Genomic DNA, 23,888 nt, shown 5'->3' on the forward strand with positions numbered 1-23,888 from the left:
GAGAGAACGGTAGACCGAATTACGGCCGGATCCTGGCCGTAATTTGAGCCTCTGCCGATGGGTTGAGCTGCCGGTGGGCAGTCGCCCACGACGAGTTTCCTTGGCCCGTCCCGGGCAGCCGAAGCACGGATGTCTCCTCACCGTGCTTCGGCTGCCCGGAACGGCGGGTCGCGACGAGTTTCGCGTCGTCGTCGACTTCTTCGGTGCCGGTGGGGCGTCGGGGCGTGCTGTCAGCGGCGGCCGAAGGCCTGCGTCCAGTAGTAGCGGTAGGAGCCACCCTCGGCGTAACCGACGCCGATGTGGGTGTAGGAGCAGTTGAGGATGTTGGCGCGGTGGCCCGCGCTGTCCATCCACATCTGGAGGACCTGGGCCGGGGTCTGCGCGCCCGCGGCGATGTTCTCCCCGACGAAACCGCTCGGGAAGCCGGCCGCCTTCGCCCGGTCACCGGGCGAGCGGCCGTCGCGGCTCGTGTGGCTGAAGTAGTTGTTCGCGGCCATGTCGGCCGTGTGCGCCTGCGCCGCCGTGGTGAGGCTCGCGTCGACGGCGAGCGGCCCGCAGCCGGCCTTGCCGCGTTCGACGTTGGTGAGCCGGACGACCTCGTCGGTCTTCCCGAGCGGCGCGGGCGGCGTCGTGGCCGGGGGCGGCGGGACAGGCGGCCGCGTCGTGGGGGCGGCCGGCGGTGTGGTGCGCGGCGGCGTCGACGCCGGACGCGTCGTGGTCGGGGGCGGCGGCACCGACGTCGGCGAGAAGGAATGCGTCGGCGATGGCGGCGCCGTCGTCGTCCGGATGGAGGTGGGCGAGGCCGTCGGGGTGTGGGTAGGCCGTGGGGCGCCGCCGTCACCGGAGGACGGGAACTGGAACGGCTGACAGGCCGTGAGCACCGCCGTCACACCGACCGCCGCCAGCGGGCCGCGGATGTTTCTGGGAACACGGGTCATGAGGTCTCCCCTCGGGTACCCCTCCCCAGAACACTGCCAAAGGTAGCAAACCGGTGCACGCGGCCGTCGACCCACCCCCGTGGGTATGTGGCGTTCCGCCGGTACCAGCGGTTTTGGTCGCCGTGGCTGGCGCGATCGGCCAGGCTCTGCCGGGCGTTCGTGCCGCGGCCAGTCCCGCGGCGCACGGCATGGTCACGGCGGGACGGTCGCCGGCGGCGGCGCGCGAGCCGGCGCGGTCCGCGACGGCGGTCCGGAAGCGCTACTCGGGGCCGAGCAGGAGCTCCACGCGGGACAGGGTCTCGCGCAGGTTGTCCTCGACGACGAGGTCGAGCGCGTCGGGCAGGCTGAGCCAGCGCAGGGGCGCGGTGGGCTTCTCCGGGCGGGCCGTCTCCGGCGCCGCGGTCGCCAGCACGAAGCGGAGGTCCGCGTGCTCGTGCGCCTGCTCGCGCGGGGTTTCGGGCACGGGGACCACGACCACATGCCGTAGGTCCGCCGCCGGCCAGGGACGGAGATCCGCGAGGCCCGTCTCCTCGCGGCCCTCGCGGAGCGCGACATCGATCGGGGTGGTCTCACCGGGGTCGGCGTGGCCGCCGACCTGCATCCAGCTCCCCAGTTTCTCGTGCCAGCGCAGCAGGACCCGCCGGCTCTCGGGATGTACTACGAGCGCGGACGCCGTGAGGTGCAGCGCGCCATCACGCGACCACGGGTCCTCGCCGCGCTCGACCAGCGCCCGCATCCTGGCCAGGTCGCCGGCCTCGGTGTCGTCGGCGGGCTGGTAGCCCGCCAGCAAGGCGGCCACACCGGCCGGAACGGTCCCCATACCGCCAAAGCCTAGAAGCTTGGCGTTCCTGAAAACCGATTGGCTGGCCCGGCGTTCTCCGTGATCCGCGGCCCACTGATCTCCAGGGCCTGAGACGACGGGCCGCGGCGCCCTGACGCCCGCCGGCGCCGCCGCCGCGCGACGGACGGGAAGGACTCCGCCGCCGCGGGAACGAGCGCCGACCTTGGTGGGCACGGTTCGGGCCTCCTGGAGCTGGGCCGGAGGCGAGCGGCCGCCGGCGGGGGGGGCGGGGGGCCGCGCCGCGCGCGGGGGGGGGGGCGCGGCGGGCGGGCGCCCCGGCCCCCCCCCCGGCCGCTCAGCGCGAGGGGTGGTCCCAGCGGCGTCCGAGCACGAACGCGAAGCGCTCGGGGACGGCGAGCGGGTCGCCGTCGCCCTCGGCTGGGAGCTCCTGGTAGTCGACCGCGACCGTCAGGCCGGCGACGCGCAGATGCCACGCGATGTCGCGTGGGTCCGGCTGCTCCTCGGGCCGTCGGGTCGCGCCGGCCGGGAGGGCGGGGACAGCGGCCGACGGTGTCACGAGGAGTAGCCGACCGCCGGGGCCGACGAGCCTTGCCAGGCCGGAGATCACCCGTGGCCAGTCGGCGGGCGGGAGCTGGTCGACGATGCCACCGGCCAGGAGAGCGTCGAGGTAGCCCGGCGCGACCACGGGCCAGGCGGTGTCCACGCTGTCGGCGAGTTCCTTGGCCGACGCGCCGACCCTGACCAGCCGGTCGTCCGGCGGCGACTGCCCGAGCGCGTCCCCGGACTGGTCGACATAGAGCAGCCGATCACCTGGGCCGAGCCGCTGAAGCAGGTGGTGAACGTGCGGGCCGCTTTCGTGGCCCACGCAGGCGACGCGGTCGCCGGGGGTGAGCTGGAGCTTTTCGGCGACGCGGTCCGCCATCCAGCCGAGGACAGCGCCATGGGGCGGAGAACCCTGGTTCTCGACCATGGCGAGTTGCCTATCGCGCGCAATTGGTTCAACGACGATCAAAGAAATCACCTCTGGCGGGCGCGCGACATGGACAGTGGACGGAGTGGTGGCGGCCGGCGCCCACCGGTTAGTGAAGACCCCGCGGCGGACGCCGGACTCGCTGTGACCCCTGCGCGGAGTCGAACATAACTAGCCACGGAACGTGTGACCAGGTCACGGAAGTGGCCACTAGGCGCCAACTTTGCGTGACGTGGCCACACCTGGCCAAAGCCGTTAAGACCCGGTCAGCAAGTGCGGTTGCCTGGTGTAGCGTGCCGCCCACGCCGCCCCAGCGCACCGCGCGAACCCACCGACCTCGGCGGCAAGCGCGGTTTCCCCTCCGTTCCGCCTGCCCATCACCCCTGCCCGCTGCCCTGCCCCCGCGCCCTGGCCACCGTCCCGCGCCCGCCCCCTGCCCGCCCCTGTCCCCAGCGCATCACGCGTGCCCACCGACCTCGCGGGCAAGCGTGATCTCCCTGCGTCCCACCCTGCCCGTCGACGATCGACCCCGCCGTCGCCGCGCCGCCCCCTCCCAGCAAGACGGCCCCGAGGTCTGACATGACAGCCCCCGATTTGCTCACCAACCTGTACCTGGACAACCAACGGCAACTGCGCCATCTGGCCGCCCGCTATCTCAGCGGCGCCGCCCAGACCCCAGAGGACATCACCCAGGAGGCCTACCTGCGGGTTTGGCATGCCTGGGATCGCATCGACCCTCAGGCGGCGCTGGCCTACCTGCGACGCACCGTCGTGAACCTGGCCATCGAGACGACCCGTCGCCAGGCCAGAGCCGAGCGGCGCGAAGGTGCCCTGTGCGCGACGGCCCACGCCCCCAGCGCCGAGGACGTCGCGCTCGCGCGCCTGCTCGACGCCGACGTCCACGCCGCGCTGCGGGCACTGCCAGCCCGCCAGCGGGAAGCGATCCTGCTCCGCCACATCCACGACCTGCCACTCCTCGACACCGCCGGTGAGATGGGTTGCGCCGAGGGCACGGTCAAGGCGTACATCAGCCGGGGACTGGATACGCTCCGCGCCCACCTGGACGCGGACAAACAGGTTCCGGCCGCCCCCGCGCACCCGCTGACCAAGCCACGGCGGGCGACCCCGCCGAAGCCTCGGCGGGCGGTTTCGGCGAAGCCCCGACGGGCGGCCGCGGCGAAGGCCCGGCGGGCTGCCCAGGCGCCGGAACCCGTCGGAGCCGCCCTGCGCGGCGCGGCATGACCTCGCGGCCCCGGTCGCCCTGGCCGTCCCGGCTGCCCCCGCGCGGCCGGGACGGAGCCAGGGGCGATCCCAGGACCGGTGAGCGCCGGCGCCGGGCCGGCGCTGGAACACGCGGCGCCGTCCGGCCTCCGTCGTCCCGGCGGTCGTCCCGGCGCCAGCTGGGCTTGCCCGCCCGGTGGCGGCGGGGAAGCGGAACGCCGCGCGGCGTCGCCGCTTAGAACCTGGTTTCAGAGTGGTCGGGTGACGGCGAGGCGGCCGTCGCCCGACCAGGCCGGTTCCCCCGGTGCACCGGGGGAACACGTCGACGCCGCCGGCGGGTCCCCGGACACGCGCTGGCGGCCCCTGGCCGTTCGCCCGTGGCCGACCCTGGCGGGAGGCGCCGTTTAGATCTAGATTCCAGTGCCGTGGCCGGCACGGTCCGCCCGGCTCCCACCCGTCCCGCCGCCGTCGACCGCGACCGCGGGGCGCGCTCGGCTGTTCCCGCTGCCTGCCGGGGGCGGCCGAGGCGTGGCGCGCGAAAGGGACGGTCTCCAGCAGTCGCGGACCGACCTCCACCGTCGAGAGCCCCAGGGCACAGGAGAGGAACGAGAATGCTGCTGCGGAACAAGACGACCCTGATTACCGGCGTAGGCAGTGGCCTGGGACGGGAGATGGCTTCTTCCATGCTCGCCGCCGGCGCCAACGTGGTCATCGCCGCCAGGTCCGCCGACGGGTTACGCCAGGCCGCGAAAGAACTCGACCCGTCCGGTGAGCGTGTTCTCGCCCATCCCGCCGACATCTGCGACGAGGAAAGCTGCGAGGCTCTCGTCACCGCGGCCGTGGACCGCTTCGGCGCGGTTGACTCCGTGGTTCAGGTCGCCGCATTCGAGGACGCGTTCGGCGGGCTGTTCGACGCGGACCTGGACAAGTGGAGCCGGGCCTTCGACACGAATGTCCTCGGTAGTCTCCGGCTGCTGCGGGCCGTCGTCCCGGCCATGAAGGAGCGGGGCGGCGGCTCGGTTGTCCTCGTCGGCAGTCAGTCGGCGTTCAAGGTCGCGATGCCCCAGGGGGGCTACGCGGCCTCGAAGGGCGCCCTCCTGTCGGCGATGTACTACCTCGCCGACGAACTCGGCCCCGACGGAATCCGCGTCAACACTGTCGTTCCCAGCTGGATGTGGGGCCCCAACGTTCAGCTCTATGTCGACTTCCGCGCGCAGACCGAAGGAAAGTCGACCGACGAGATCCTGGAGGAGATCGTCGGAAAGTTCCCGCTGCGCCGCATGACCGAGGACAGCGAGGTCGCCGACGCCGCGGTGTTCTTCTGCTCGGACCTGTCCAGGGCCGTCACCGGCCAGTATCTCCTGGTCAACAGCGGCGAGCTGATGCGCTGACGCCCGCGCGCCGGCCCACGCGGCGGCCGCGCCACGGGAGGCACGCGCACCTGTCCGCGTCGCGGTCCGTGGTCGTCTGCTCCGGTGGGCCGAAGGCTCGACCAGCTGGATCCTCGACCACCCAGGAGTGCGCCATGAAATACCCAGTCATCGTGTGGGGAACCGGATTCGTCGGCAAGCGGGTGATCCGGGAGCTCGTCGACCACCCGGTCTTCGAACTCGTCGGGGTCATCGTCTCCGACCCGGCCAAGGAGGGCCGCGACGCGGGCGAGATCGCCGGCATCGGACCCATCGGCGTCACGGCCACCCGTGACGCGGCGGCCGTGCTCGGCCGCGGGGCGGCCGCCGTCGCCTACTTCGGCCCGACCGCCGCCTATGCCGCGCAGAACATCGCCAACATGTCGCTGGCGCTGCGCGCCGGCGTCAACGTCGTCTCCACGGCCATGACGCCGCTGGTCTATCCCCCCGCCTGCTCGGAGGACCTCACCCGCGAACTCGCGGCGGCGTGCGCCGAAGGCGCGACCAGCTGCTTCACCACCGGCATCGATCCCGGCTTCGCCAACGACCTCTTCCCGATGACGCTGATGGGCCTCACCGGACGCGTCGACTCGGTCCGGATCCAGGAGATCCTCGACTACTCCACCTACACCGGCGACTACAGCCCGATGGGTCTCGGCGAGCCGGTCGAGACCCAGGCTCTCCTGGAGATCCCGGAGCTGCTGATCTTCGGCTGGGGACACACGATCCCGATGATCGCCGACGCGATCGGCGTCAAGCTGGAGAAGATCGACACCATCTGGGAGAAGTGGGCGACACCCGAGCCGATCGTCTTTCCGCACGGGCGGGTCGAGACGGGCCACACCGCCGCGGTCCGGTTCGAGATCCGGGGCTGGGCCGACGGCGAGCCACGCATCGTCGTCGAGCACTGCAACCGGATCACCCACGCCGCGGCACCCGACTGGCCCCGCCCGAAGATGGTCGACAACGACGCCTACCGGGTCACGATCAAGGGCAGTCCGAACATCGAGCAGGAGACGGCCTTCCGCGCGTTCGACTCGGGCGACCCCAACGAGGCCGGCTGCCTGGCCAACGGCATGCGGGCCGTCAACGCCATCCCGGCCGTCGTCGACGCCGCCCCCGGCCTCCTGTCGGCGCTCGACCTCCCCCTGGTCCCGGGCTTCGGCGCCATGCGCGCCGCCGCCGGTCGGTAGGCCGCGGCTGGCTCCTGGCGCCAGGGATCGCTCCTCGGGCCGTGTCGCGGTTCTCGTCGGTCACGGCGGTATCCGCGACGCGGCCCCGCGAGGTGGCGGGTGGGCGCATAGTGGTTGGCATGCCGGTCGTTCGCGCGCAGGTCACGGCGGAGGTGCCGCCAGAGGTGGCGTTCGTCGTGTCGCAGACGACTGGGGCGCTCCGGCTGAGCTGGGATCCGTTCATCCGCCGGCAGCACTTTCTGGACGGCGCCGAACGGCCGGCGAAGGGGGTGCGGACGCTGACGCGGTCCCGTCATGGACTGCGCATGGTCAGCGAGTACGTGTCCTACGCGCCGCCCAGCCACGTCGGGATGAAGATGGTCTCCGGCCCGTGGTTCTTCGAGATGTTCGCCGGTGGCTGGCGGTTCGCGCCGGCGCCGGGTGGCCGGGGGACCGTCGCGACCTGGACCTACAGCTTCCGATGCCGGCCGCGGCTGCTGCGCCCGGTCATGAACACCGTCGGGACGTGGCTGCTGGGCCGCGACATTCGCCGGCGGCTCGCGGCGTTCGCGGCCGCGTGCGACGACGAGCGGATTTGCGCGGTGGCCGTCGGCCAGGGGGCGGCCTGAGCCGCGCCGGCTGACCGCGCCGCGCGCACGACCGTCCCCCGGATGGGTGGGCCAAGGGATACTCCGGCATTGTGGTGCAGCTTTCTCGTCACCTGCTGCGGGCCAAGGACCTTGCTGATGGCCGGTACTTCGAGCCGCTGACCGTGGCGGAGCTGGCGCGGGCCGCGGGGTTGTCGCCCGCCCATTTCAGCCGTGAGTTCCGGCGCGCGTTCGGCGAGTCTCCGCACCGGTACCTGCTCACCCGCCGGCTGGAGCGGGCGGCCGCCCTGCTGCGCAACACCGACCGGCCGGTGACCGAGATCTGTTTCTCCGTCGGGCTGACGAGCCTGGGCTCGTTCACGACGAGCTTCCGGCGGGTGTACGGCGTCACGCCGCTGGCCTACCGCGCCAGCTTCCCGCCGGCCCGGCGGCACATCCGGGTGCCGGACTGCGTCGCCCGGGCCTACGGCCGGCCCAAGAACCGCACGTTTCGAGAAGTCGAGGCCTGATCCGGGCGCGTAGCGTCGCGCGCAGCCGACCCGGGAGCCCCGATGATCAGGATCGTCAACGCGCAGTTCTGGGTGCACGACCAGGACGAGGCGCTCGCCTTCTACACGCGGATGCTCGGCTGGGAGGTGCGAGCGGACGTCACGATGCCCGAATGGGCGTTCCGGTGGCTCGTCGTCGGCCCCGTCGGACAGGAGGGTGTCGGGCTCGTTCTGATGCCGGTCCCGAAGCCGCCCATGTTCGACGGGAGCACCAGCGAGGCGTTGGCCGAGCTGGTCGCGAAGGGCGCGGGCGGCACGCTGTTCCTGGAGACCGACGACTGCCAGGCCGCCTACGACGAGCTGTCCGCCCGGGGCGTCGCCTTCAACGACCCGCCGACCCGTCAGCCCTACGGCATCGACACGTCCTTCCGCGACCCGTCCGGCAACAACGTCCGCCTCACCCAGGTCCTCGAGTTCTCGCCGGACCGCCACTGAGGCAGCCCCGTCGGCCGGCACACGGGCGGCCCTCCCCAGCCCACCGGCCCGGCATCCCACCGCCCGGCATCCCACCGGCGCGGCCGTCGGCCGCGCGCGGCGCTGGTCGCCCGGCTGTCCCGTGCCAGGCCGCCGCTCGCCGTCACCTGTCGCTTCCCGCGCGGGATCTCGGAACGTGGGATCTCGGAAACCGAGGAACTGAGGAATCCAGTCATGACGACGGACGACGTCGGCCTTCAGCCGCTCGTGGCCAGGAGCTACCTGGCGCTCGCGGACGTCCTCGACCCGCTCTCCGACGACCGGTGGGACACGCCGTCGCTGTGCGCGGGCTGGCGCGTCCGGGAGGTCGTCGCGCACCTGACCATGGCGGCGCGTTACTCCGAGAGGGCCTTTCTCGCCGAGCTGCGCGCCTGTGACTTCGACTTCTCCCGGCTGTCCGACCTGATCGCCGGCCGCGACGCCAGGCTGCCTACCGCGGAGCTGGTCGCGAACCTGCGCCGCGAGGTCATGCATCGGTGGACGCCGCCGGACGGCGGCCACCGCGGCGCCCTGAGCCACGTGGTCATCCACGGCCTCGACATCACCGTGCCGCTGGGTGTGCCTCGCCTGGCCGCTGACGAGGCCATGGTTGTCGTCCTCGACAGCCTCGGCGCCGAAGGCGGCGCCAGGCATTTCGGCGTCGACCTCGCTGGGCGTCGCCTCGAGGCGACGGATCTCGACTGGTCGTTCGGTGCCGGGCAACCACTGCGCGGCCCAGCCGAGGACCTCGTGCTTCTGCTCGCCGGCCGCTCGCCCATGGCGGATTCCTGATCCGCGGGTTCGGATTCGCGCTCTGCGAGCGCGCCCGTACCCGGCCTCCCGACGCGGCACCAGCGGATCCGCCATCCTCGCTCTGTCGCCACGGGCCAGCGGGCGAGCCAGCCGAACACTCGAGCCAGGACCAGATCACCGACCGCAGCGCCATGAACAGTGATCATGGGCCCTCGTGGCTGACGGTGGAGTCGCGGGTCGGCACTCCGAAAACGACTTCCGGCGCGGAACTGGCCGCCCTCCGCTCGCCGACGCGCTCCCGTGCACGGCGGGATCATCCGCCCGGCTCGACGCTTCCTTCCGTCGCCTTGCACCGCACAGGCGTTGACTGCCACCAGGCCAGGCGCTACGTTCGGAACAACTATTAGGTTCTAATTTAGGGTGACGAGAAGGAGGCTCGCTCGGCGGCACGAGAGCATGGCGCCGCGGCACGGTTGATCACGGTTGATCACGAGTTGTCCGCGGGAACGGCGAGGAGACCGGCTGCCGGTCGAGCCGTTGCCGCGAATATTCGGCGATCATGCTCGCGGGTCTGGCGCGTACGGGCCGGGCGAACGCCGCGGGGAGCGGGGCCAGGCGGAAGCTCAACGGCACACCGATCAGCTGCCGGCTCGGCGTGGCGCGCTGGAAGGCGCCCCGCCTGGCTGGCCGAGGTCCAGAAAACAACCAGCTGGTTTGTTTGGGTCTCGCCGGAATGCCGCCTCCCGGTTTCGACCAGAATTTCGGGGTCAGTCGGTCGTCTATCCCGCCGACTGATCCGGACAGCGTCAGGGCGGGCGGGAGCCCTTTCCTGGCTCGGCCTCCTCCGGCTGGCGGACCGCGTCGGCGAGTCGCGTATCTCTGGAAGCGGCCCAGGAGCCGACTGAACGCGGGCATTTCGGGATCACACATCTTCGGAGAACAGGCGGGGATCGCATGTGGCACCTCGGGGTCTTCTTACCCAGGCCGACGGGCGGGCGACCGAGGCAGCGGCCGGCGGCCGGTCTGGTAGCGGTCTTGGCCGCGGCCCTGCTGGTCGCGGCCGGCTGCGGCGGCGACGGCCAGAACAGCGGCGACAACCGTCCGTCGGCCGAAGCCAGCAGCGCGGCCGATCCGCTCGGTCCCAAGGCGCCAGCGCAGGGGGAGCCGGTACGGATCGGAATCATCTCGGAGGGCAAGAACTCCTTCACGGACACCACGATCGAGCTGACCGTGGCGAAGGCGACCGCCGCCTGGCTGAACGAGCGCGGCTCCGGGATCGGCGGCCGACCGATCGAGCTGGTGACCTGCGAGCCCCAGGGCGATCCAGGCCTGGGCACGGACTGCGGCAACCGAATGATCGAAGAAGATGTCGCCGCCGTCGTCATCGGTCACACAGCGGTCGTCGAGAGCGTATGGCTGCCCCTGTCGGAGGCCAACATCCCGGTGATGTCCTACACCTCGAGCGGTGAGGCGGTGCTGCGCGACAGCGAGTCGACCTTCGGCCTCACCGATCCGATCTTCCCCGTGACGGACCTGCCCATCCAGCTCGCGAAGGACAAGGGCGTCGACAGGGTGACAGCGGTCGTGATCGACGTGCCGGCCGCGCTGAACGTCTTCGCGGACGACACGCCGTACCGCGAAGCCGGCATCGAGTTCGAGCTCGTCCGGGTTCCCCCGGCCACGGCCGATATGACGGCGCAGTTGCGGCAGGTCGCCGCGGATCCTGGAGTCGTCTTCGTCGTCGGCACCGACTCGTTCTGCATCGCCGCGTTCAACGGCCTGCGGGCCGTCGGGTTCGACGGCCAGATCGCCGCGATCTCCCTGTGCGCCAGCGACGCGACCCGCAAGGCGGTGCCGGGCGACACGCTCGACGGCATCGTGATCGCGGCTCAGGTGCCCGTCGGGACGGACAACCCGTCGACCCGGCTGTACGAGGCGGTCATGCGCGCCTACGGCGCGGACGTCGACACCGCCTCGGACGACGGGATGAGCATGTTCGCGTCACTCGCCGCTCTGCAGGCGGCGGTCAAGGGCGTCGGGGGGAACATCACCCCCTCGGCCATCATCTCCACGATCAAGGCGATGCCGGAGATCGAACTGCCGGGTGGGGGAGGGATCACCTTCCGCTGCAACGGGAAGGCTGACCCGGAGCACCCGGCGCTCTGCGTCCGAGGTGGGCTGGTCGCGACGCTGGATGCCAAGGGCAACCCCGCCGAGTACCAGGTGCTCGGCTCGTCCCCGATCGAGGACTGAGATCCAGGATGCCAGCAGGTACGGGTGGTCGGGCGCTCCCGGGTCGGACCAGCATCGCCAGGCGGGCGCGACGACAACGGCACGGGTGCTTGTGCTGACGGCGGTGTCTCCGAGCACCAACACTCGAACCAGACATCAGGTTCGTCATCGCGCGGCCGCCGCCGGCCGCGCGCCAACGAGGAGGAAATCCGTTGTCCTACGAGAGCAGCGCGGAGCCGATCAAGGTTGGCTACCTCATGGACTTCCGGCTCCCGGAGGGCTATCCGCCCGAAAGACGAGACGACCTGACGCAGCCGTTCGAGCTGGTCTTCGAGGAGGCCTCCAGGCAGGGGATCCTCGACCGAGGGGTGGAAATCGTCTACCGGGAGGTGGAGGGATTACCGAAGGGTTCGGTCAAGGCGGTGATCGACGCCTACGGCGAACTGGTGGACGAGGGCTGTCTCGCCGTCTTCGGCCCGGCCATCACGGACAACTGCGTGCCCACCCGGGAGGCGATCGAACAGCGGTTCCGCGTACCCGCGATCAGTGTGACGGGCACGGACGACTGGCTCGGGGAGTGGACGTTCTCCTTCCCGCAGGGATCTCTGACCGACGAGCCGATCTTCTGGAGTGACCTGCTGGCCAAGGGCGGCCACACGGACGTTGGCTGTCTTGTCGAGCAGTCGCTCGTCGGTGAGACCTACATCCGGAACTTCCGTAGGGCGTGCGCGGCCCGGGGCATCCGGATCGTGGCCGAGGAGTGGATCGCCCAGACCGCTCAGGACGTCGGCGTGGCGGTCCGCAGGCTGCGCGAGGCCAAGGCGGCGGCGATCGTGCACTGCGGTTTCGGCTTCGGGCTCGTGCACGTCAACCCCGCGCTCGAGGCGCTCGGCTGGGATCCGCCCCGCTTCATGGGGACCGCCTTCCAGAACGCCTGGATCAACGACGTGATGTGGCGGGCGGTTCTGGGCTGGACCGGCGTCGACCAGTACGACGAGGGCAACCCTGTCGGCCAGCGGTTCCTCGACCACTACGAGGAGAGGTACGCACGGCGCCCGGAGTACTGCGTGCCGGTGGTCAACCGGGACGTCGCGACAGTGCTGGTGCACGCGTTCGCCGACGCCCACCCGCTGAGCCCTCGCGGTGTCCGGGACGCGCTCGAGCGCGTGAAGATGCTGCCGGCCGCGTCCGGCGCGCCAGGGACCCGGCTTTCGTTCGGGAAGTGGACTCGCCGGGGCTGGATGGGCGCCGGCTATCTGGTCGCGCGCCAGCTGGATCCGGACGGAGTGAACTCGCGCCTCGTCGACCGTTTCGGCCAGGAGTGAGATGACGACCGAACCGTCGCGCCCGTCGTCCACCGGGCACGGCTGATGTTCACCCTCCGGTTCGACATGCGCGCCCCCGACGGGGGCGCGCCCGCCACCGAGCTCTACGCGGCCGCCGTCGAGATGTGCGCCTGGGCCGAAACCCGGGGCGCGGTCGCGGCGGTCCTCTCGGAACACCACGGCGCTCTTGACGGCCACCTGCCGGTACCGGTCGTCCTGGCGTCGGCGCTCGCGGCGCGGACCGAGCGGCTGGCGATCCTGCTGGCGGCGGTCGTCCTGCCGCTGTACGACCCGGTCCGGCTGGCCGAGGAGATCGCCGTCCTCGACGTCATCAGCGCCGGACGGGTCTCCTACGTCCTCGGTGTCGGCCACCGGGCGGAGGAATATGAACACTTCGGGGTCGACTTCCGGCGGCGGGGTCGACTGGCCGACGAGAAGCTCGCCCTCCTGCTGGAGTTGCTGAAGGGCGGGGCGGTCGCCCATGAGGGCCGGCACGTTCAGGTGACACCGGCGCCCATGACGCCAGGCGGCCCACGAATCATGATCGCCGGCGCGAGCCCGGCGGCCGTTCGGCGGGCAGCGCGGCACGGGCTCGGGTTCCTCGCCCAGGCAGCGCCGCCCGGGCTGAAGGAGCTGTACGAGGCAGAGTGCCGTGCCCACGGGCACGAACCGGGTCCCGCACAGTTTCCAGACCGCGCCGCCCCGACCGCCGTGTTCGTCGCCGACGACGTGGACACGGCCTGGGAGGAACTGGGGCCCTACCTGCTGCACGACGCGGTGACCGCCGCGGCCTACCGGCCGGGCGGCGCGACGGTCGCCAGCATCTCGCGCGCCAGGAGCGTCGCCGAGCTACGGGCGGAGAACGGCGCCTACCGGATCTTCACTGTGGACGAGGCGGTCGACCACCTCCGCACCGGGCGAAGCCTGGGGCTGCTTCCGCTGTGCGGCGGACTGCCGCCCCGGCTCGCCTGGCCCTATCTCCGGCGAGCGGCCGAGGCCGTCGCCCTGGCCGCCGAGCGTGTGGTCCCGGCCTGACCGCCGCCGGCCGGCGGACGACCACGGCGCGGAGCCCACGAGGTTCGGCGAGATGCGCCCGCCGCCACTACCCGCATGAAAGGAACAGACGCGTGAGTGCCGGACCCGACGTTCGTTACCAGGACATCGACTTCTTCTCGGACCGCTCGATCGTCGACGACCCATACCCGTACTTCGCCTTCCTGCGTGCCGTGCAGGGCCCGGTGTGGTTCGAGCCGCACCACGGGGTGGCGGTCGTCACCGGACATGCCGAAGCCATGGACGTGTACCGCGACCCCGATCTCTTCTCCTCCTGCAACGCGCCGACCGGGCCGTTCCCGGGCCTGCCGACCGTCCCCGATCAGGACGACGCCGGACCGCTCATCGAGCAGTGCCGGGAACAACTGCCCATGCACGAGTTCATGGTGACCATGGATCCTCCGCGGCACAGCGAGTACCGGAGCCTGTTCACCGGCCTTTTCACGCCGGGGCGCCTCCAGAAGAACGAGGAGTTCATGTGGCGCCTCGCGGACGTCCAGCTGGACAACTTCGTCGCCAAGGGGCGATGCGAGTTCGTCGGCGAGTATGCCGGACCGTTCGCGGGACTCGTGATCGCGGACCTTCTCGGGGTGCCGCCGGAGGACATGCACCGCTTTCGCGAAGGATTCGAGAGACAGTCGATGTCCTTGATCGGCGAAAATCCGGACCTGCTTGCCGAGAACCCGCTGGAGTTCATCGAGGGGGCGTTCGTGTCCTACATCGAGGACCGCCGGCGCCGACCCCGTGGCGACATCCTGACGCACCTCGCCGAGAGACGTTTCTCGAACGGATCACTGCCTGACGTCGCGATTCTGGCGCGCGAGGCGTCGTTCGTCTTCGCCGCAGGCCAGGAGACGACTGTGCGGTTGATGGCGTTCGCCCTGCGCCACCTGGCCGAACATCCCGGTGTGCAGGATCGAATCCGCGCGCAGCGCGACCTCATCCCCGCGTTTGTGGAGGAGATGCTCCGGCTGGAAAGCCCCATCAAGAGCCACTTCCGCCTGGCGCGGCGTCGGACAAGCCTCGGGGGCGTCGAGATCCCGGCCGGGACGACGATCATGCTGCTTCCGGGCGCCTCGAACCGGGACCCGCGGCACTTCGCGGAGCCGGACCAGTTCGATCTCGGCCGCGCGAACGTGCGAGAGCACCTGGCCTTCGGACGAGGCGTACACGGCTGCCTGGGGCAGCCCCTCGCCCGGTCGGAGACCCGGGTCACGCTGGAACGCGTGCTGGACCGCATGGCGGACATCAGGCTCTCGGACGACGCCCACGGGCCGGCGGACGACCGTCGGTTCGACTACCTGCCCACCTTCGTCTTCCGGGCGCTGAACGCCATTCACCTGAATTTTGAGCCCGTATGAGCCATCTGACGGCCGGCCACCCAGAAAGCCGGCCTAGGGCGCGAATCGAGGAACAGCATGAGCAAGCCACTACGGGTCGTGGTCTGGTCGACTGGCTGGATCGGATCGATCGCTGTTGAAGCGGTTCACCGGCGACCGGACATGGAACTCGTGGGTGTCTGGGTGCACTCCGCGGAGAAGGTCGGCCATGACGTCGGCGAAATCGTCGGCATCGGTACGGTCGGCGTCGTCGCCACCAGTGACGCCGACGCCCTGATCGCGCTACGACCCGACTGCGTCGTGTACGCGGCGAGCGGGCCCGAGCGCGACACCGCGGCGGTACCGGACTACGTCCGCCTGCTCGAGGCCGGCATCAACGTGGTCACGACCACCTCCACGAGGCTCGTGTACCCACCGACCTTCACCGCCCAGTGGCGGGACGCGCTGGAGACGGCGGCGAAGGCCGGCGGGACGTCGTTGTACGCCTCCGGCATCTTCCCCGGATTCGGTTCCGACCAGCTGGCGCTCGTGCTGTCGACGCAGTCGAGCACCATCCAGAAGATCGAGGCGACCGAGGTGTCCCTCAACGACCACTACCCGGTCGCCGACGTGATGATGGACGGGATGGGCTTCGGCCGCCCGCTCGACTTCGCTCCATGGCTGAGCCGCCCAGGCACCATCGAGGCGTCGTGGGCCGGGCCGATCCACCTCGTCGCCGAGGGGCTCGGGGCCGTGGTGGAGGAGGTGCGTGGCTCGCTGGAACGAGCTCTCGCCGACCGGGACATCGAGGTGGCCTTCGGCATGATCCCCGCCGGGACCGTCGGCGCCGTCTGCACGCGGGCGGTGGGCGTCGTCGACGGCCGGGAGGCGATCGTCATCAAACACATCATCCGGATGGCCCGCGACGTCGCACCCGACTGGCTGGGATCGGAGTGCGACGCGACCTACCGGGTGGACATCGACGGTGATCCGGACATCCACTGCACCATGACCATGGGGGAGATGCAGGGGCATGCCGCCGGCCGAGGCGCGATGGTGGCCACGGCGATGCGGGTTCTCAACGCGGTCCCGTACGTCGTCGACGCGCCCGCCGGCCTGCTCTCCTCGCTCGACCTTCCCCTGACGTTGCCACGCTTCGCGCTGCGGACCGCGCACCGGTAGTGGGCAGGAGCACGGGACTGGAAATGCCGCGATCCGGGGTGGCCACCGGAGCGCGGCGTGGCCCTGGGTTCGCCTCGGTCATTCACCTGTATCACGCGACACGGCGAGTGGTGGCCGCGGCGCGGTCCGTCGAGGGCCCGCTGGTCCGCCTCACCGCGACGCCGGGTATCGGGACGCGCCGGATCCCGTGTCGGCGGTCCGGTTCCTGACGCCGCGGAGCACCGTGTCCCGGGCCAGTTCCAGCGCACCTTTCGGACCCAGTCCTCGAACTATGTTCTCCGGTGTCCACAGCAGCGAGAACACCGCCCGTGCCCGCGCGTCCGCGGGCCATTCCGCCAGCTGGAACTGGCCGGCTTCGTCGCCTTCGGCCAGCAGCCGGGTGACCTGGCCGAGCATCGCGGGGAAGGACAACGAGAGGTTGGCGGAGTCCGGCGGCGCCTGCTGGAGGAGAAATGACTGGATCCGATGCTCCTCGCGGAACCGGTCGATCACGTTCACGGCGAACCACATGAGGCTGTCGATCTTGTCGAGCGGAGTCGCCGACGTGTGAACGACACGATTCCAGCCGTCGGTCAGGAAGGACACGTACGACTCCATGATCGACGCCAGTAGCGCGTCCTTCGACTCGAACTCGCGGTAGACGGCGGCGAGGGCGAGCCGGGCGGCGGCCGCGACGTCGCGCATCGTGGCGGTCTCGAAGCCGCGCTTGGCGAACTCGGCGCGCGCGCTCTCGCGGATGACCGCGGCACGGTTGAGCGGCGCCGCCTCCGGCGCCTCCCAGTCCGCGATCAACTCGTCCATCGCGCGGTGGGCCTCGCTTGGCGCGGAGCCGTCATACTCACGCGGGCGAGCGGCCAGGCCATCGAGGATGACGCGGCATTTCAGCTCGGGATAGCCTCGGGCGGCGCGAGTCCGGTGATAGACGCCGATGCCCACGTGCAGCATGCCCTGCCAGAAACGATCGGCCACCGCGTCGAGGTCGAGATCCGCTCGCAGGACGCCTTGTTCCCGGGCCGTCCCCAGAATCGACAGCAACGCCGTGTGAACGGCTGGCGACGTGGTCCGGGAGTCCGGCCGCAGCCCGGAGGCATCGTCGGCCGGGGCCTTGAAATGGGTCAGCAGCAGTGCCGCCCGGTGCCGGACCGCGCTGGCGGCGATCTCGTTGCCGAAGGCGATGAGCGCCTCGTCGGGCCGTGTTTCGCCGTCCGCTGTGTCGAGCGCCTTGGCGGCGATCTCGCCGAGGTTCGCGTGGAATCGCTCCACCAGTTCCGCGATAATCGCTTCCCTGGACTCGAAGTGATGATAGAGGCTGCCGGCCTGGATGCCGCACTCGTCGGCGATCGCCTTGAGAGAGGTTTTCACGCCCAGCCTCGCGAACATCGACGCCGCGGTGTCGAGGATCTCGCTCCTGCGCGATTCCGGGCTCACCGGGCGCTCCTTGTCCGGCCCAAATACCCCACCGTCCAACGGTACCCGATGTGGCCTCTGTTCCTCGGTGGCGCGGACGACCACGGATCAGCTCACGCCTCATGGCGCCAAGCGGTGACCACACGCCGATCGTGGCGTCGATTAACGGCTTGGCCGGCGGGGCCAATTTCGAGCCGGCGGCGTCGAGTTGCTCGATGGTCGGGCCGCCGAGGATATGCGCGCGCTGGACGGCGGGACCGGCTCGGTCAGGCCGGCCAGTAGTACGGCATCGCCGGGTCCACGTCGCCGAACAGCGGGCCGTAGAAGGCCGGGTCCTTGCGGACCAGCGCGGCCTGGTGGCCGCGGTGGACGCGTTCGTCGCCGAGCCAGCCAGGCAGCAGCCCGAGCCGCGCCAGCGCCTGCTGGGACCGCGGCGGCGCCAGTCCCGCCCGGGCGAGATCGGTGCTGATCGTGGCCGCGCACGTGTCGGCGCGGCCGACGGAGGTCCACGCCGCGCAGATCGCCAGCCCGTACGCGGCGACCGCCCGTGGGCAGCCCGCCCACATCCGCACCGCGGGATGCCGCTGCCAGCCATAGCCCTCATAGGTCAGCGCGCGCAGGATCTGCAGCGCCTCGACCCGCTGCTTGCCGAGGCGGCGGTCGTCGAGAACCGCGGCACTCGCCGCGAAGTCCGCATACGGCAGAAAGGTCTGCATCGCCGCCGCCAGGTCCTGGAACGCGCCGCCTCTCACGGCCGGGCTACCCGGCTCCGTCCTCGGCAACCGGCGGCCGGTCCTCGGCAATCGGCAGCCGACGCGGTCGCGACGCAGGCGAACGGCCCCCCGCGCGGGGACCCCCCGCACGGGGCGCGAGCCGGGGGTTTGGCGACTTTCTGTATAGTTCCGCCCACCCGCGGGTGATAGGAGGACGCCGTGCGTCGCTGGTTCGCGATTACCACCTGTGTCCTGGTCACGGCGAACGGGGTGCGGCTTCGGCTTCGGCTGCGGGACCTGGCAAGGGCGGCGCGAAGCGCGGACCCGGTGGCCGGGACGCACGCGTTCCTCGTCGCGGACGGCGTCGGGCTGCCGGACGAGGCCCGCCGTGCCGCGAGCGCCCACGCCCTGCGCGAAGGGCTCGAGGTGCTCGACCTCGTGCCGGAGGATCTTTCGGCGGAACGGCTGCTCGACCTGGCCCGGCTGGTGGACACGTCCCGGTACCGGGGCAACCGGTTCGCGGCCGGCCGGGGCGCGAACCAGGCGCTGCTCGTCGACCGGCGCGTCCTCGCGCGCGCGGGCATCGAGGAGCGGGAGGACTACTCGCCGCTCGAGCTGGCGGAGCTGACCAGGCGGCTCAAGCAGTACGCGCCGTCCACGTCGGACCTGGTCGTCGTCGCGGGCCTGACGGCCTCCAGGCCGGGCGCCGCGCAGCGCGTCCGGGGCCAGGTGGCCGCCTACCGCCATCCCTTCCAGGGGCTGGCGTTCCTGCCGGCGGCCCGCGCGGCGGCGGTGGCGGCGTCCTGCGTGGCGAGCCCGGGGTGGGGCCTCGCGGCGGCCGCGCTGTCCGCGGCGCAGCCGGCCGCGGTCGCCGCCGGGCGGGTCTCCCCGGGGGCCAGGGACACGCTCGCCGGGCCGGCTCGCCGGCTCGTCGGCTGGCCCGGGTTCGCCGTGGACCTGGCCCGCGCCCGCCGGGCCGGCGTGGGGCCCGACCCCGAGGCGTCGCCGCGCCGGCGCCGCTACCAGGAAGAGATCGCGGCCGGCGTCGAGGGGCTGCTGGAGACGCGGCGCGACACCTGCCCCTGGTGCGGCTCGGCCGCGCTGGCGTTACGCGCCGAGTCCGGCGACACCACCCTGCGCAAGCCGGGTCTGTTCCGGTACGAACAGTGCGCCGACTGTGCGCTGATCTTCCAGAACCCCCGGCTGACCCCGGCCGGGCTCGACTTCTACTACCGCGACTTCTATGACGGGCTGAACGCGGAACGTGCCGAGGGGATGTTCGGCGCGTCCGACCTCGGCTACCGGGCCCGGGCCGCGTTGCTGCCGCCGGAGGCGAAACCCGCCAACTGGCTGGACGTCGGCGCCGGGCACGGCCACTTCTGCCTCGTCGCGGCCGGGATGCTGCCCGGTGTCGGGTTCGACGCCGTCGACATGGGCGACGGGATCGACGCGGCGGAACGCCGCGGCTGGGTGCGCCACGCGTACCGGAAGATGTTCCCCGAGATCGTCGACGAGATCGCGGGCCGCTACGACGTGATCAGCATGTTCCACTATCTGGAGCACACGCCCGATCCCAAGCTGGAGCTGGACACGGCGGCGGCGGCCCTGCCCGCCGGCGGCCACCTGATCATCGAGGTCCCGCACGGGCAGGGCCCGTCCTTCAAGCTCTTCCGCGGCCTCTGGGTCGGCCTGTGCCCGCCCCAGCATCTGCACTTCATCCCGCCCGACGAGCTCGTCAAGGCGCTGGCCGACCGCGGCCTGACCACGGTCACGACGCAGTTCAGCCAGGCCCACCTCTTCGGCGACGCCGTCGCGGTGGTCTACTACCTGGCCCAGAAGCTGCAGCCGAACCCCACCCTGCCCTGGCTTCCCGACGAGGCGACTCCCGCGCGGTGGGCCCGCCGCGTCGCCGCCCTGGCCGTCACCGCGCCCCTCTACCCCGTCGCCTTCGCGGTGGACGCGCTGATGCTGCCGTACCTGCTCACCGGCCGGCGGGCGAACATCTACCGGGTCGTCGCCCGCAAGGAGCCGGACAGCGCGCCCACCGCCGCGGGCGGAGCCTCCGCCGCGACCCTCGCCGGCCGGTAACGGCCGGCGGCGGTCACACCGCCGGGGCCGGCTCGGACCCCGCCTCGGCGTCGGCGTCCTTGGGCCTGTTGGGCAGCCGCAGCGCCAGCAGCGTGAGGACGACCGCGATGAGCGCGGCCGCGGCGAACGCCCACCGCATCCCGCCGACGAGCGCGTCGGCCTCCGCGGAGCCCGCGTCGGTGAGCCGCGTGGACCGAGCCTCCAGGATGACGACCAGCAGGGCGGTGCCGATGGCGCCGGCGACCTGCATGATCGTGCCGAGCAGCGAGCTGCCGTGCGAGTAGAGGTGGGCTGGCAGGTCACCCAGGCCGACGGAGAACACCGGGGTGAGCACGGCGGCGAGCGCGGCCATCAGCACTATGTGCGCCGCCAGCAGGAGCGAGTACGGCGTGTCGCGGCCGATCCAGGCGAGCACGCCCAGCGAGGCCACGGTGGCCGCCGAGCCCGGGATGACGAGTGGCCGCGCGCCGAACTGGTCGTAGAGGCGCCCCACCGCCGGGCCGAGCACGCCCATGGCCAGGCCGCCGGGCATCACCAGCAGCCCGGTCTGCAGCTCGCTGAGGTCCCGCACGTCCTGCAGATAGAGCGGCAGCAGGAACATGGCGCCGAAGAACGCCATGTGGGCGGCCGCCATCAGCAGGAGCGAGACCCGGAACGAGCGGTGGACGAGCGCGCGCAGGTCGAGCAGCGGGCTGCTCAGGCGCGCCAGCCGCATCTGCAGCGCCGCGAACGCCGCCACGAGCCCCGCGCCGCCCGCGATGATCAGCCCCACCATGATCCCGTCGCGGGCGCCGATCTCGCTGAGCCCGAACAGGAGACCGCTGAAGCCGAGCGCCGCCAGCACGACGCTGGGCCAGTTCAGGGAGTCGTTCGTCGTCTCGCCGACGTTCTCCAGCTGGCGCAGGCCGGCGACGGCGACGAGAAGTGCGACCGGCAGCATGAATACGAAGATCAGCCGCCAGGACCCGAGCTGGAGGATGACCCCGGACACCGCCGGGCCGAGCGCCGGCGCGCAGGACATCGCCATGGTGACGTTCCCCATCACCCGGCCGCGGTCGGACTCGGGGACGACCGTCATCAGCGTCGTCATCAGCAGCGGCATCATCACGGCGGTGCCGGCGGCCTGCACGACCCGGCCGGTGAGCAGGATGGGGAAGGCGGGTGCGACGGCGCCGATGACCGTCCCGGTACAGAAGGTCGCCATGGCGACCCCATAGGCCGTCCGGGTGGTGACCCGTTGTAGGAACCAGCCGGTTATTGGGATCACTGCGGCCATCGTGAGCATGAAGACGGTCGAGAGCCACTGCGCGGTCCGCGGCGAGATGGCGAACTCGTCCATGAGCCGCGGCACCGCGTTGATCATGATCGTCTCGTTGAGGATGACGACGAACGTGGCGGCGACCAGCAACTTGATGACGAGCGGGGTCCGACCCCGCGCCGCGCCGGCGGTGACCGGGCGGGTCGCGGCGCCGGCCTTGGCCGGGGCAGGGGCGTCGGGGAGTTCGATCCCGTCGTCCCGCGGGGCGGCGTCGTCCACGCGAGGCGACACGGTCATTTCGGCTCCTTTGGTCGCGGGTGCGGCTGGGCCGTCAGCCACGCGCTCGCGCGCGCCGCGGGGCGACCCCAACCGGTCCGACCGGGACGGGCGGTGGAACTCATCGGTGGGCGAACGGTCCTACGGGAGCCGTGACGGGCAGCACAGGTGAACCCAGGCTCGCGGCCGGGCATTCCGCCGGCTGGTGCGGCCGCCGCGTCCGCGCGGACACGGCCGGGTGCCGCCTGATCCCGTGCGGCGGCTCCCTCGGCTCGATGCGCGGCGCGGACCGACGTCGTGACCTGGCAGGGCCCGGCCACCGACGGTGCCGCCGGCCGCGGGCGGACTACCGAGATCCCGGACGTCGCGTGCCTCCACCGGCTCGATCCAGCCGGATACATGCCGCGCGGCGGTCACTGTCCGGACACTAGCCCGCGTTGGGGTACCCCTGGCAAACGATTTACGGCGCGCCGGCCTCGTGTTCGAGGCAAAGGACGCCGATGCCGTCCTGCCCGGTGACCAGGGTCACGTGATGGGACGAGACAGATGATCGCCGTGGCCGTGGCCGTGGCCGTGGCCGTGGCCGTGGCCGTGGCCGTGGCCGTGGCCGTGGCCGTGGCGCGGGCGCGGCGGGCCGACTCGTGGATCACATCCGCCCCTGGCTCTCGCAATCTTGGCGGAAGGGATGAAAGCGCGCCGATGATCGGCGCCCGCCGGCGGCCCGTGAGGCCGACGCGATCGCATGACGCCGGAAACATCCAGATATAAAGTGCCGCCGTCGTCTCCGGCGCGGGATGGTGCCCGCGTTCGCTCGGTGGCTGTTCGCCGCCGGGCGGGATGGCCGCGTGCCGGGTGCCGCAAGGGACGCCGGGTCAGACCGAGTGGAGGCTTCGTGACCGACCAGGACTTAGTGCGCCGGCTCCTCGACATCGAGGAGATCAAGGGGCTCAAGGCGCGTTACTTCCGGACCCTGGACCAGAAGAAGTGGGACGAGTTCGGTGAGGTGTACGCGGCCGCGGCGGTCCTGGAACTGCCCGAGGTCGAGATGGTCGTCGATGGCCGGGACGCGATCGTGAAGATGGTCAGCGAGGCGCTGTCGGGCGCGCGGACCGTCCATCACGGGCACATGCCGGAGATCGAGCTGACCGGTCCGGACACCGCCCGTGGGACGTGGGCGATGTTCGACTACGTGGAATGGCCGTCGTCGGACTCGGGAAGCCGGGTCGGCCTGCAGGGCTATGGCCACTACGTCGAGGAGTATGCCCGCGAGGACGGGCGCTGGCGGATCGCCCGTTCCCGTCTGGACCGGCTGCGCGTCGACTCGCTCGGCGACCTGCCCGTCGCCCCCTAACCGGTCCCGCCGGGCCGCGTACGGGCCCGGACGCGGTCCGGACCCGTACCGTAGCGGCCCGTTCCGGATCATCTCCCCGCTGACGGCCCGTTCCCCTGCCGACCGCGGGGCCTCGCCGTGCCGAGACCGCTTTCGGTGTCGAGGAGGCCCGGCGTACCTGGGAATGGGAAAGAAGGAAGTAGGCACCTGTAGTCGTTGCCGCGGAAAGACTCGGTGCCTGGAGGGCGGACGGCTCTCCGAGGCGGCCGAGATCAGCTGTAGGGAGTTCGGGGCCAGCTTCGACGCCCGCTGGAAAGCGGCGGTGTGTTCGTCGGCGACAAGATCACGATCTCGTTGGTGATCGAGGCTGTTCTCCGGCTTCCGCGGGGGTAGGGGCCGAGGCTCATTCCCTACGGCCTGCGCGGCCTCATGCTGGGAGTTGGCCTTCGTAGCGGGCAGGCGCGGTCACCGATCGGGCAGCCAGGAGGCGCCGGTACGGTCGCCTCTCGAAGGGGCTCGAACTGGCTGCGCTCGCGGTGTGGTTGCCGCATGTGACCAGTGTGCGGCCACCAGCGCCGCTCCGGAGCGCCGAGCCGGCCGGACTCCCTGACAGACAGACCCACGGACGTCCTTTTGGCGCTGGCCTCGGTGCCCTCGCGCGCGTCCGGGCAGTACTTCTCGCCTCGCGAACAGGGTGACACGAGCGAGTCTCCGCGGGAGAGAGCTGTGCGGCACGCCGCGGCCCCGGAGGTCGTGGACCGCCATGGTGCGCGGCCTCAGCCTTTCGCACCAAGCTGAGAGCCCCGCGTGCGCCGGGCCGGACGGAAGCCG

General features: G+C 71.6%; 20 protein-coding genes. 14 read left to right on the plus strand and 6 right to left on the minus strand.

Going from position 1 to position 23,888, the window contains the following annotated elements; genetic code table 11:
• Positions 1-230: 230 nt before the first annotated feature.
• The 3 genes from I6A81_RS31970 to I6A81_RS31980 all read right to left on the minus strand — a co-directional run bounded on the left by I6A81_RS31970 (position 231) and on the right by I6A81_RS31980 (position 2,662).
• Positions 231-938: a CAP domain-containing protein gene (locus tag I6A81_RS31970; RefSeq protein ID WP_203004254.1), complete on the minus strand. Its 708-nt coding sequence runs from the start codon at positions 936-938 to the stop codon at positions 231-233.
• A 259-nt stretch (positions 939-1,197) separates the two neighbouring features.
• Positions 1,198-1,758 (minus strand): NUDIX hydrolase, encoded by a 561-nt coding sequence (locus I6A81_RS31975; RefSeq protein ID WP_203004255.1) that lies wholly within the window; start codon positions 1,756-1,758, stop codon positions 1,198-1,200.
• Between the two features lie 316 nt (positions 1,759-2,074).
• On the minus strand, positions 2,075-2,662 hold the full coding sequence (locus I6A81_RS31980; RefSeq protein WP_203004256.1) for a class I SAM-dependent methyltransferase: 588 nt from the start codon (positions 2,660-2,662) through the stop codon (positions 2,075-2,077).
• Positions 2,663-3,289: 627 nt separating this feature from the next.
• Between I6A81_RS31980 and I6A81_RS31985 the strand changes: the two genes are divergently transcribed.
• The 12 genes from I6A81_RS31985 to I6A81_RS32040 all read left to right on the plus strand — a co-directional run bounded on the left by I6A81_RS31985 (position 3,290) and on the right by I6A81_RS32040 (position 15,985).
• Entirely contained in the window at positions 3,290-3,952 is a 663-nt protein-coding gene (locus tag I6A81_RS31985) for an RNA polymerase sigma factor (protein ID WP_203004257.1), read from the plus strand.
• Between the two features lie 590 nt (positions 3,953-4,542).
• Positions 4,543-5,322, plus strand: a complete 780-nt coding sequence (locus I6A81_RS31990) for an SDR family oxidoreductase (protein ID WP_203004258.1) — start codon at positions 4,543-4,545, stop codon at positions 5,320-5,322.
• Between the two features lie 134 nt (positions 5,323-5,456).
• The gene (locus tag I6A81_RS31995; protein WP_203004259.1) at positions 5,457-6,533 is read left to right on the plus strand and encodes an NAD(P)H-dependent amine dehydrogenase family protein; all 1,077 of its coding nucleotides are present in this window, start codon (positions 5,457-5,459) and stop codon (positions 6,531-6,533) included.
• A gap of 119 nt (positions 6,534-6,652) precedes the next feature.
• Positions 6,653-7,141, plus strand: a complete 489-nt coding sequence (locus I6A81_RS32000; protein WP_203004260.1) for an SRPBCC family protein — start codon at positions 6,653-6,655, stop codon at positions 7,139-7,141.
• Positions 7,142-7,212: 71 nt separating this feature from the next.
• Positions 7,213-7,629 (plus strand): helix-turn-helix transcriptional regulator, encoded by a 417-nt coding sequence (locus tag I6A81_RS32005; protein ID WP_307875057.1) that lies wholly within the window; start codon positions 7,213-7,215, stop codon positions 7,627-7,629.
• Between the two features lie 42 nt (positions 7,630-7,671).
• Positions 7,672-8,103: a VOC family protein gene (locus tag I6A81_RS32010; protein ID WP_203004261.1), complete on the plus strand. Its 432-nt coding sequence runs from the start codon at positions 7,672-7,674 to the stop codon at positions 8,101-8,103.
• 213 nt (positions 8,104-8,316) lie between these two features.
• On the plus strand, positions 8,317-8,913 hold the full coding sequence (locus I6A81_RS32015) for a maleylpyruvate isomerase family mycothiol-dependent enzyme (RefSeq protein ID WP_238429506.1): 597 nt from the start codon (positions 8,317-8,319) through the stop codon (positions 8,911-8,913).
• 996 nt (positions 8,914-9,909) lie between these two features.
• Positions 9,910-11,127, plus strand: a complete 1,218-nt coding sequence (locus tag I6A81_RS32020; RefSeq protein WP_238429507.1) for an ABC transporter substrate-binding protein — start codon at positions 9,910-9,912, stop codon at positions 11,125-11,127.
• Between the two features lie 191 nt (positions 11,128-11,318).
• On the plus strand, positions 11,319-12,431 hold the full coding sequence (locus I6A81_RS32025) for an ABC transporter substrate-binding protein (protein ID WP_203004263.1): 1,113 nt from the start codon (positions 11,319-11,321) through the stop codon (positions 12,429-12,431).
• A 45-nt stretch (positions 12,432-12,476) separates the two neighbouring features.
• Positions 12,477-13,466 carry an LLM class flavin-dependent oxidoreductase gene (locus I6A81_RS32030; protein WP_203004264.1) on the plus strand — a complete coding sequence of 330 codons (990 nt, stop codon included), beginning with the start codon at positions 12,477-12,479 and terminating at the stop codon, positions 13,464-13,466.
• Positions 13,467-13,558: 92 nt separating this feature from the next.
• Positions 13,559-14,845: a cytochrome P450 gene (locus I6A81_RS32035; RefSeq protein ID WP_203004265.1), complete on the plus strand. Its 1,287-nt coding sequence runs from the start codon at positions 13,559-13,561 to the stop codon at positions 14,843-14,845.
• A 57-nt stretch (positions 14,846-14,902) separates the two neighbouring features.
• Positions 14,903-15,985 carry an NAD(P)H-dependent amine dehydrogenase family protein gene (locus I6A81_RS32040; protein WP_203004266.1) on the plus strand — a complete coding sequence of 361 codons (1,083 nt, stop codon included), beginning with the start codon at positions 14,903-14,905 and terminating at the stop codon, positions 15,983-15,985.
• 150 nt (positions 15,986-16,135) lie between these two features.
• Here I6A81_RS32040 and I6A81_RS32045 read toward each other — a convergent pair whose 3' ends face one another.
• Positions 16,136-17,413, minus strand: coding sequence for a TetR/AcrR family transcriptional regulator (locus I6A81_RS32045; protein WP_203004267.1), 1,278 nt, complete (start codon positions 17,411-17,413; stop codon positions 16,136-16,138).
• A 245-nt stretch (positions 17,414-17,658) separates the two neighbouring features.
• The gene (locus I6A81_RS32050) at positions 17,659-18,108 is read right to left on the minus strand and encodes an MSMEG_6728 family protein (protein ID WP_203004276.1); all 450 of its coding nucleotides are present in this window, start codon (positions 18,106-18,108) and stop codon (positions 17,659-17,661) included.
• A 216-nt stretch (positions 18,109-18,324) separates the two neighbouring features.
• On the opposite strand from I6A81_RS32050, the gene I6A81_RS32055 reads away from it, so the two are divergent.
• Positions 18,325-20,193 carry a class I SAM-dependent methyltransferase gene (locus I6A81_RS32055; RefSeq protein WP_203004268.1) on the plus strand — a complete coding sequence of 623 codons (1,869 nt, stop codon included), beginning with the start codon at positions 18,325-18,327 and terminating at the stop codon, positions 20,191-20,193.
• A gap of 13 nt (positions 20,194-20,206) precedes the next feature.
• On the opposite strand, the gene I6A81_RS32060 is transcribed toward I6A81_RS32055, so the two are convergent.
• Positions 20,207-21,748, minus strand: a complete 1,542-nt coding sequence (locus I6A81_RS32060) for an MDR family MFS transporter (protein ID WP_203004269.1) — start codon at positions 21,746-21,748, stop codon at positions 20,207-20,209.
• A gap of 871 nt (positions 21,749-22,619) precedes the next feature.
• Here I6A81_RS32060 and I6A81_RS45185 point away from each other — a divergent pair.
• Positions 22,620-23,078, plus strand: coding sequence for a nuclear transport factor 2 family protein (locus I6A81_RS45185; protein WP_307875059.1), 459 nt, complete (start codon positions 22,620-22,622; stop codon positions 23,076-23,078).
• The last annotated feature ends 810 nt before the right edge of the window (positions 23,079-23,888 follow it).

The organism is Frankia nepalensis (assembly GCF_016786325.1).
GTDB lineage: Bacteria > Actinomycetota > Actinomycetes > Frankiales > Frankiaceae > Pseudofrankia > Pseudofrankia nepalensis.

What these genes read in the sequence shown, in the direction of transcription:
- I6A81_RS31970 (WP_203004254.1), bottom strand. Translation starts at nt 938, where the DNA reads ATGACCCGTGTTCCCAGAAACATCCGCGGCCCGCTGGCGGCGGTCGGT.
- I6A81_RS31975 (WP_203004255.1), bottom strand. Translation starts at nt 1,758, where the DNA reads ATGGGGACCGTTCCGGCCGGTGTGGCCGCCTTGCTGGCGGGCTACCAG.
- I6A81_RS31980 (WP_203004256.1), bottom strand. Translation starts at nt 2,662, where the DNA reads ATGGCGGACCGCGTCGCCGAAAAGCTCCAGCTCACCCCCGGCGACCGC.
- I6A81_RS31985 (WP_203004257.1), top strand. Translation starts at nt 3,290, where the DNA reads ATGACAGCCCCCGATTTGCTCACCAACCTGTACCTGGACAACCAACGG.
- I6A81_RS31990 (WP_203004258.1), top strand. Translation starts at nt 4,543, where the DNA reads ATGCTGCTGCGGAACAAGACGACCCTGATTACCGGCGTAGGCAGTGGC.
- I6A81_RS31995 (WP_203004259.1), top strand. Translation starts at nt 5,457, where the DNA reads ATGAAATACCCAGTCATCGTGTGGGGAACCGGATTCGTCGGCAAGCGG.
- I6A81_RS32000 (WP_203004260.1), top strand. Translation starts at nt 6,653, where the DNA reads ATGCCGGTCGTTCGCGCGCAGGTCACGGCGGAGGTGCCGCCAGAGGTG.
- I6A81_RS32010 (WP_203004261.1), top strand. Translation starts at nt 7,672, where the DNA reads ATGATCAGGATCGTCAACGCGCAGTTCTGGGTGCACGACCAGGACGAG.
- I6A81_RS32015 (WP_238429506.1), top strand. Translation starts at nt 8,317, where the DNA reads ATGACGACGGACGACGTCGGCCTTCAGCCGCTCGTGGCCAGGAGCTAC.
- I6A81_RS32030 (WP_203004264.1), top strand. Translation starts at nt 12,477, where the DNA reads ATGTTCACCCTCCGGTTCGACATGCGCGCCCCCGACGGGGGCGCGCCC.
- I6A81_RS32040 (WP_203004266.1), top strand. Translation starts at nt 14,903, where the DNA reads ATGAGCAAGCCACTACGGGTCGTGGTCTGGTCGACTGGCTGGATCGGA.
- I6A81_RS32050 (WP_203004276.1), bottom strand. Translation starts at nt 18,108, where the DNA reads ATGCAGACCTTTCTGCCGTATGCGGACTTCGCGGCGAGTGCCGCGGTT.
- I6A81_RS32060 (WP_203004269.1), bottom strand. Translation starts at nt 21,748, where the DNA reads ATGACCGTGTCGCCTCGCGTGGACGACGCCGCCCCGCGGGACGACGGG.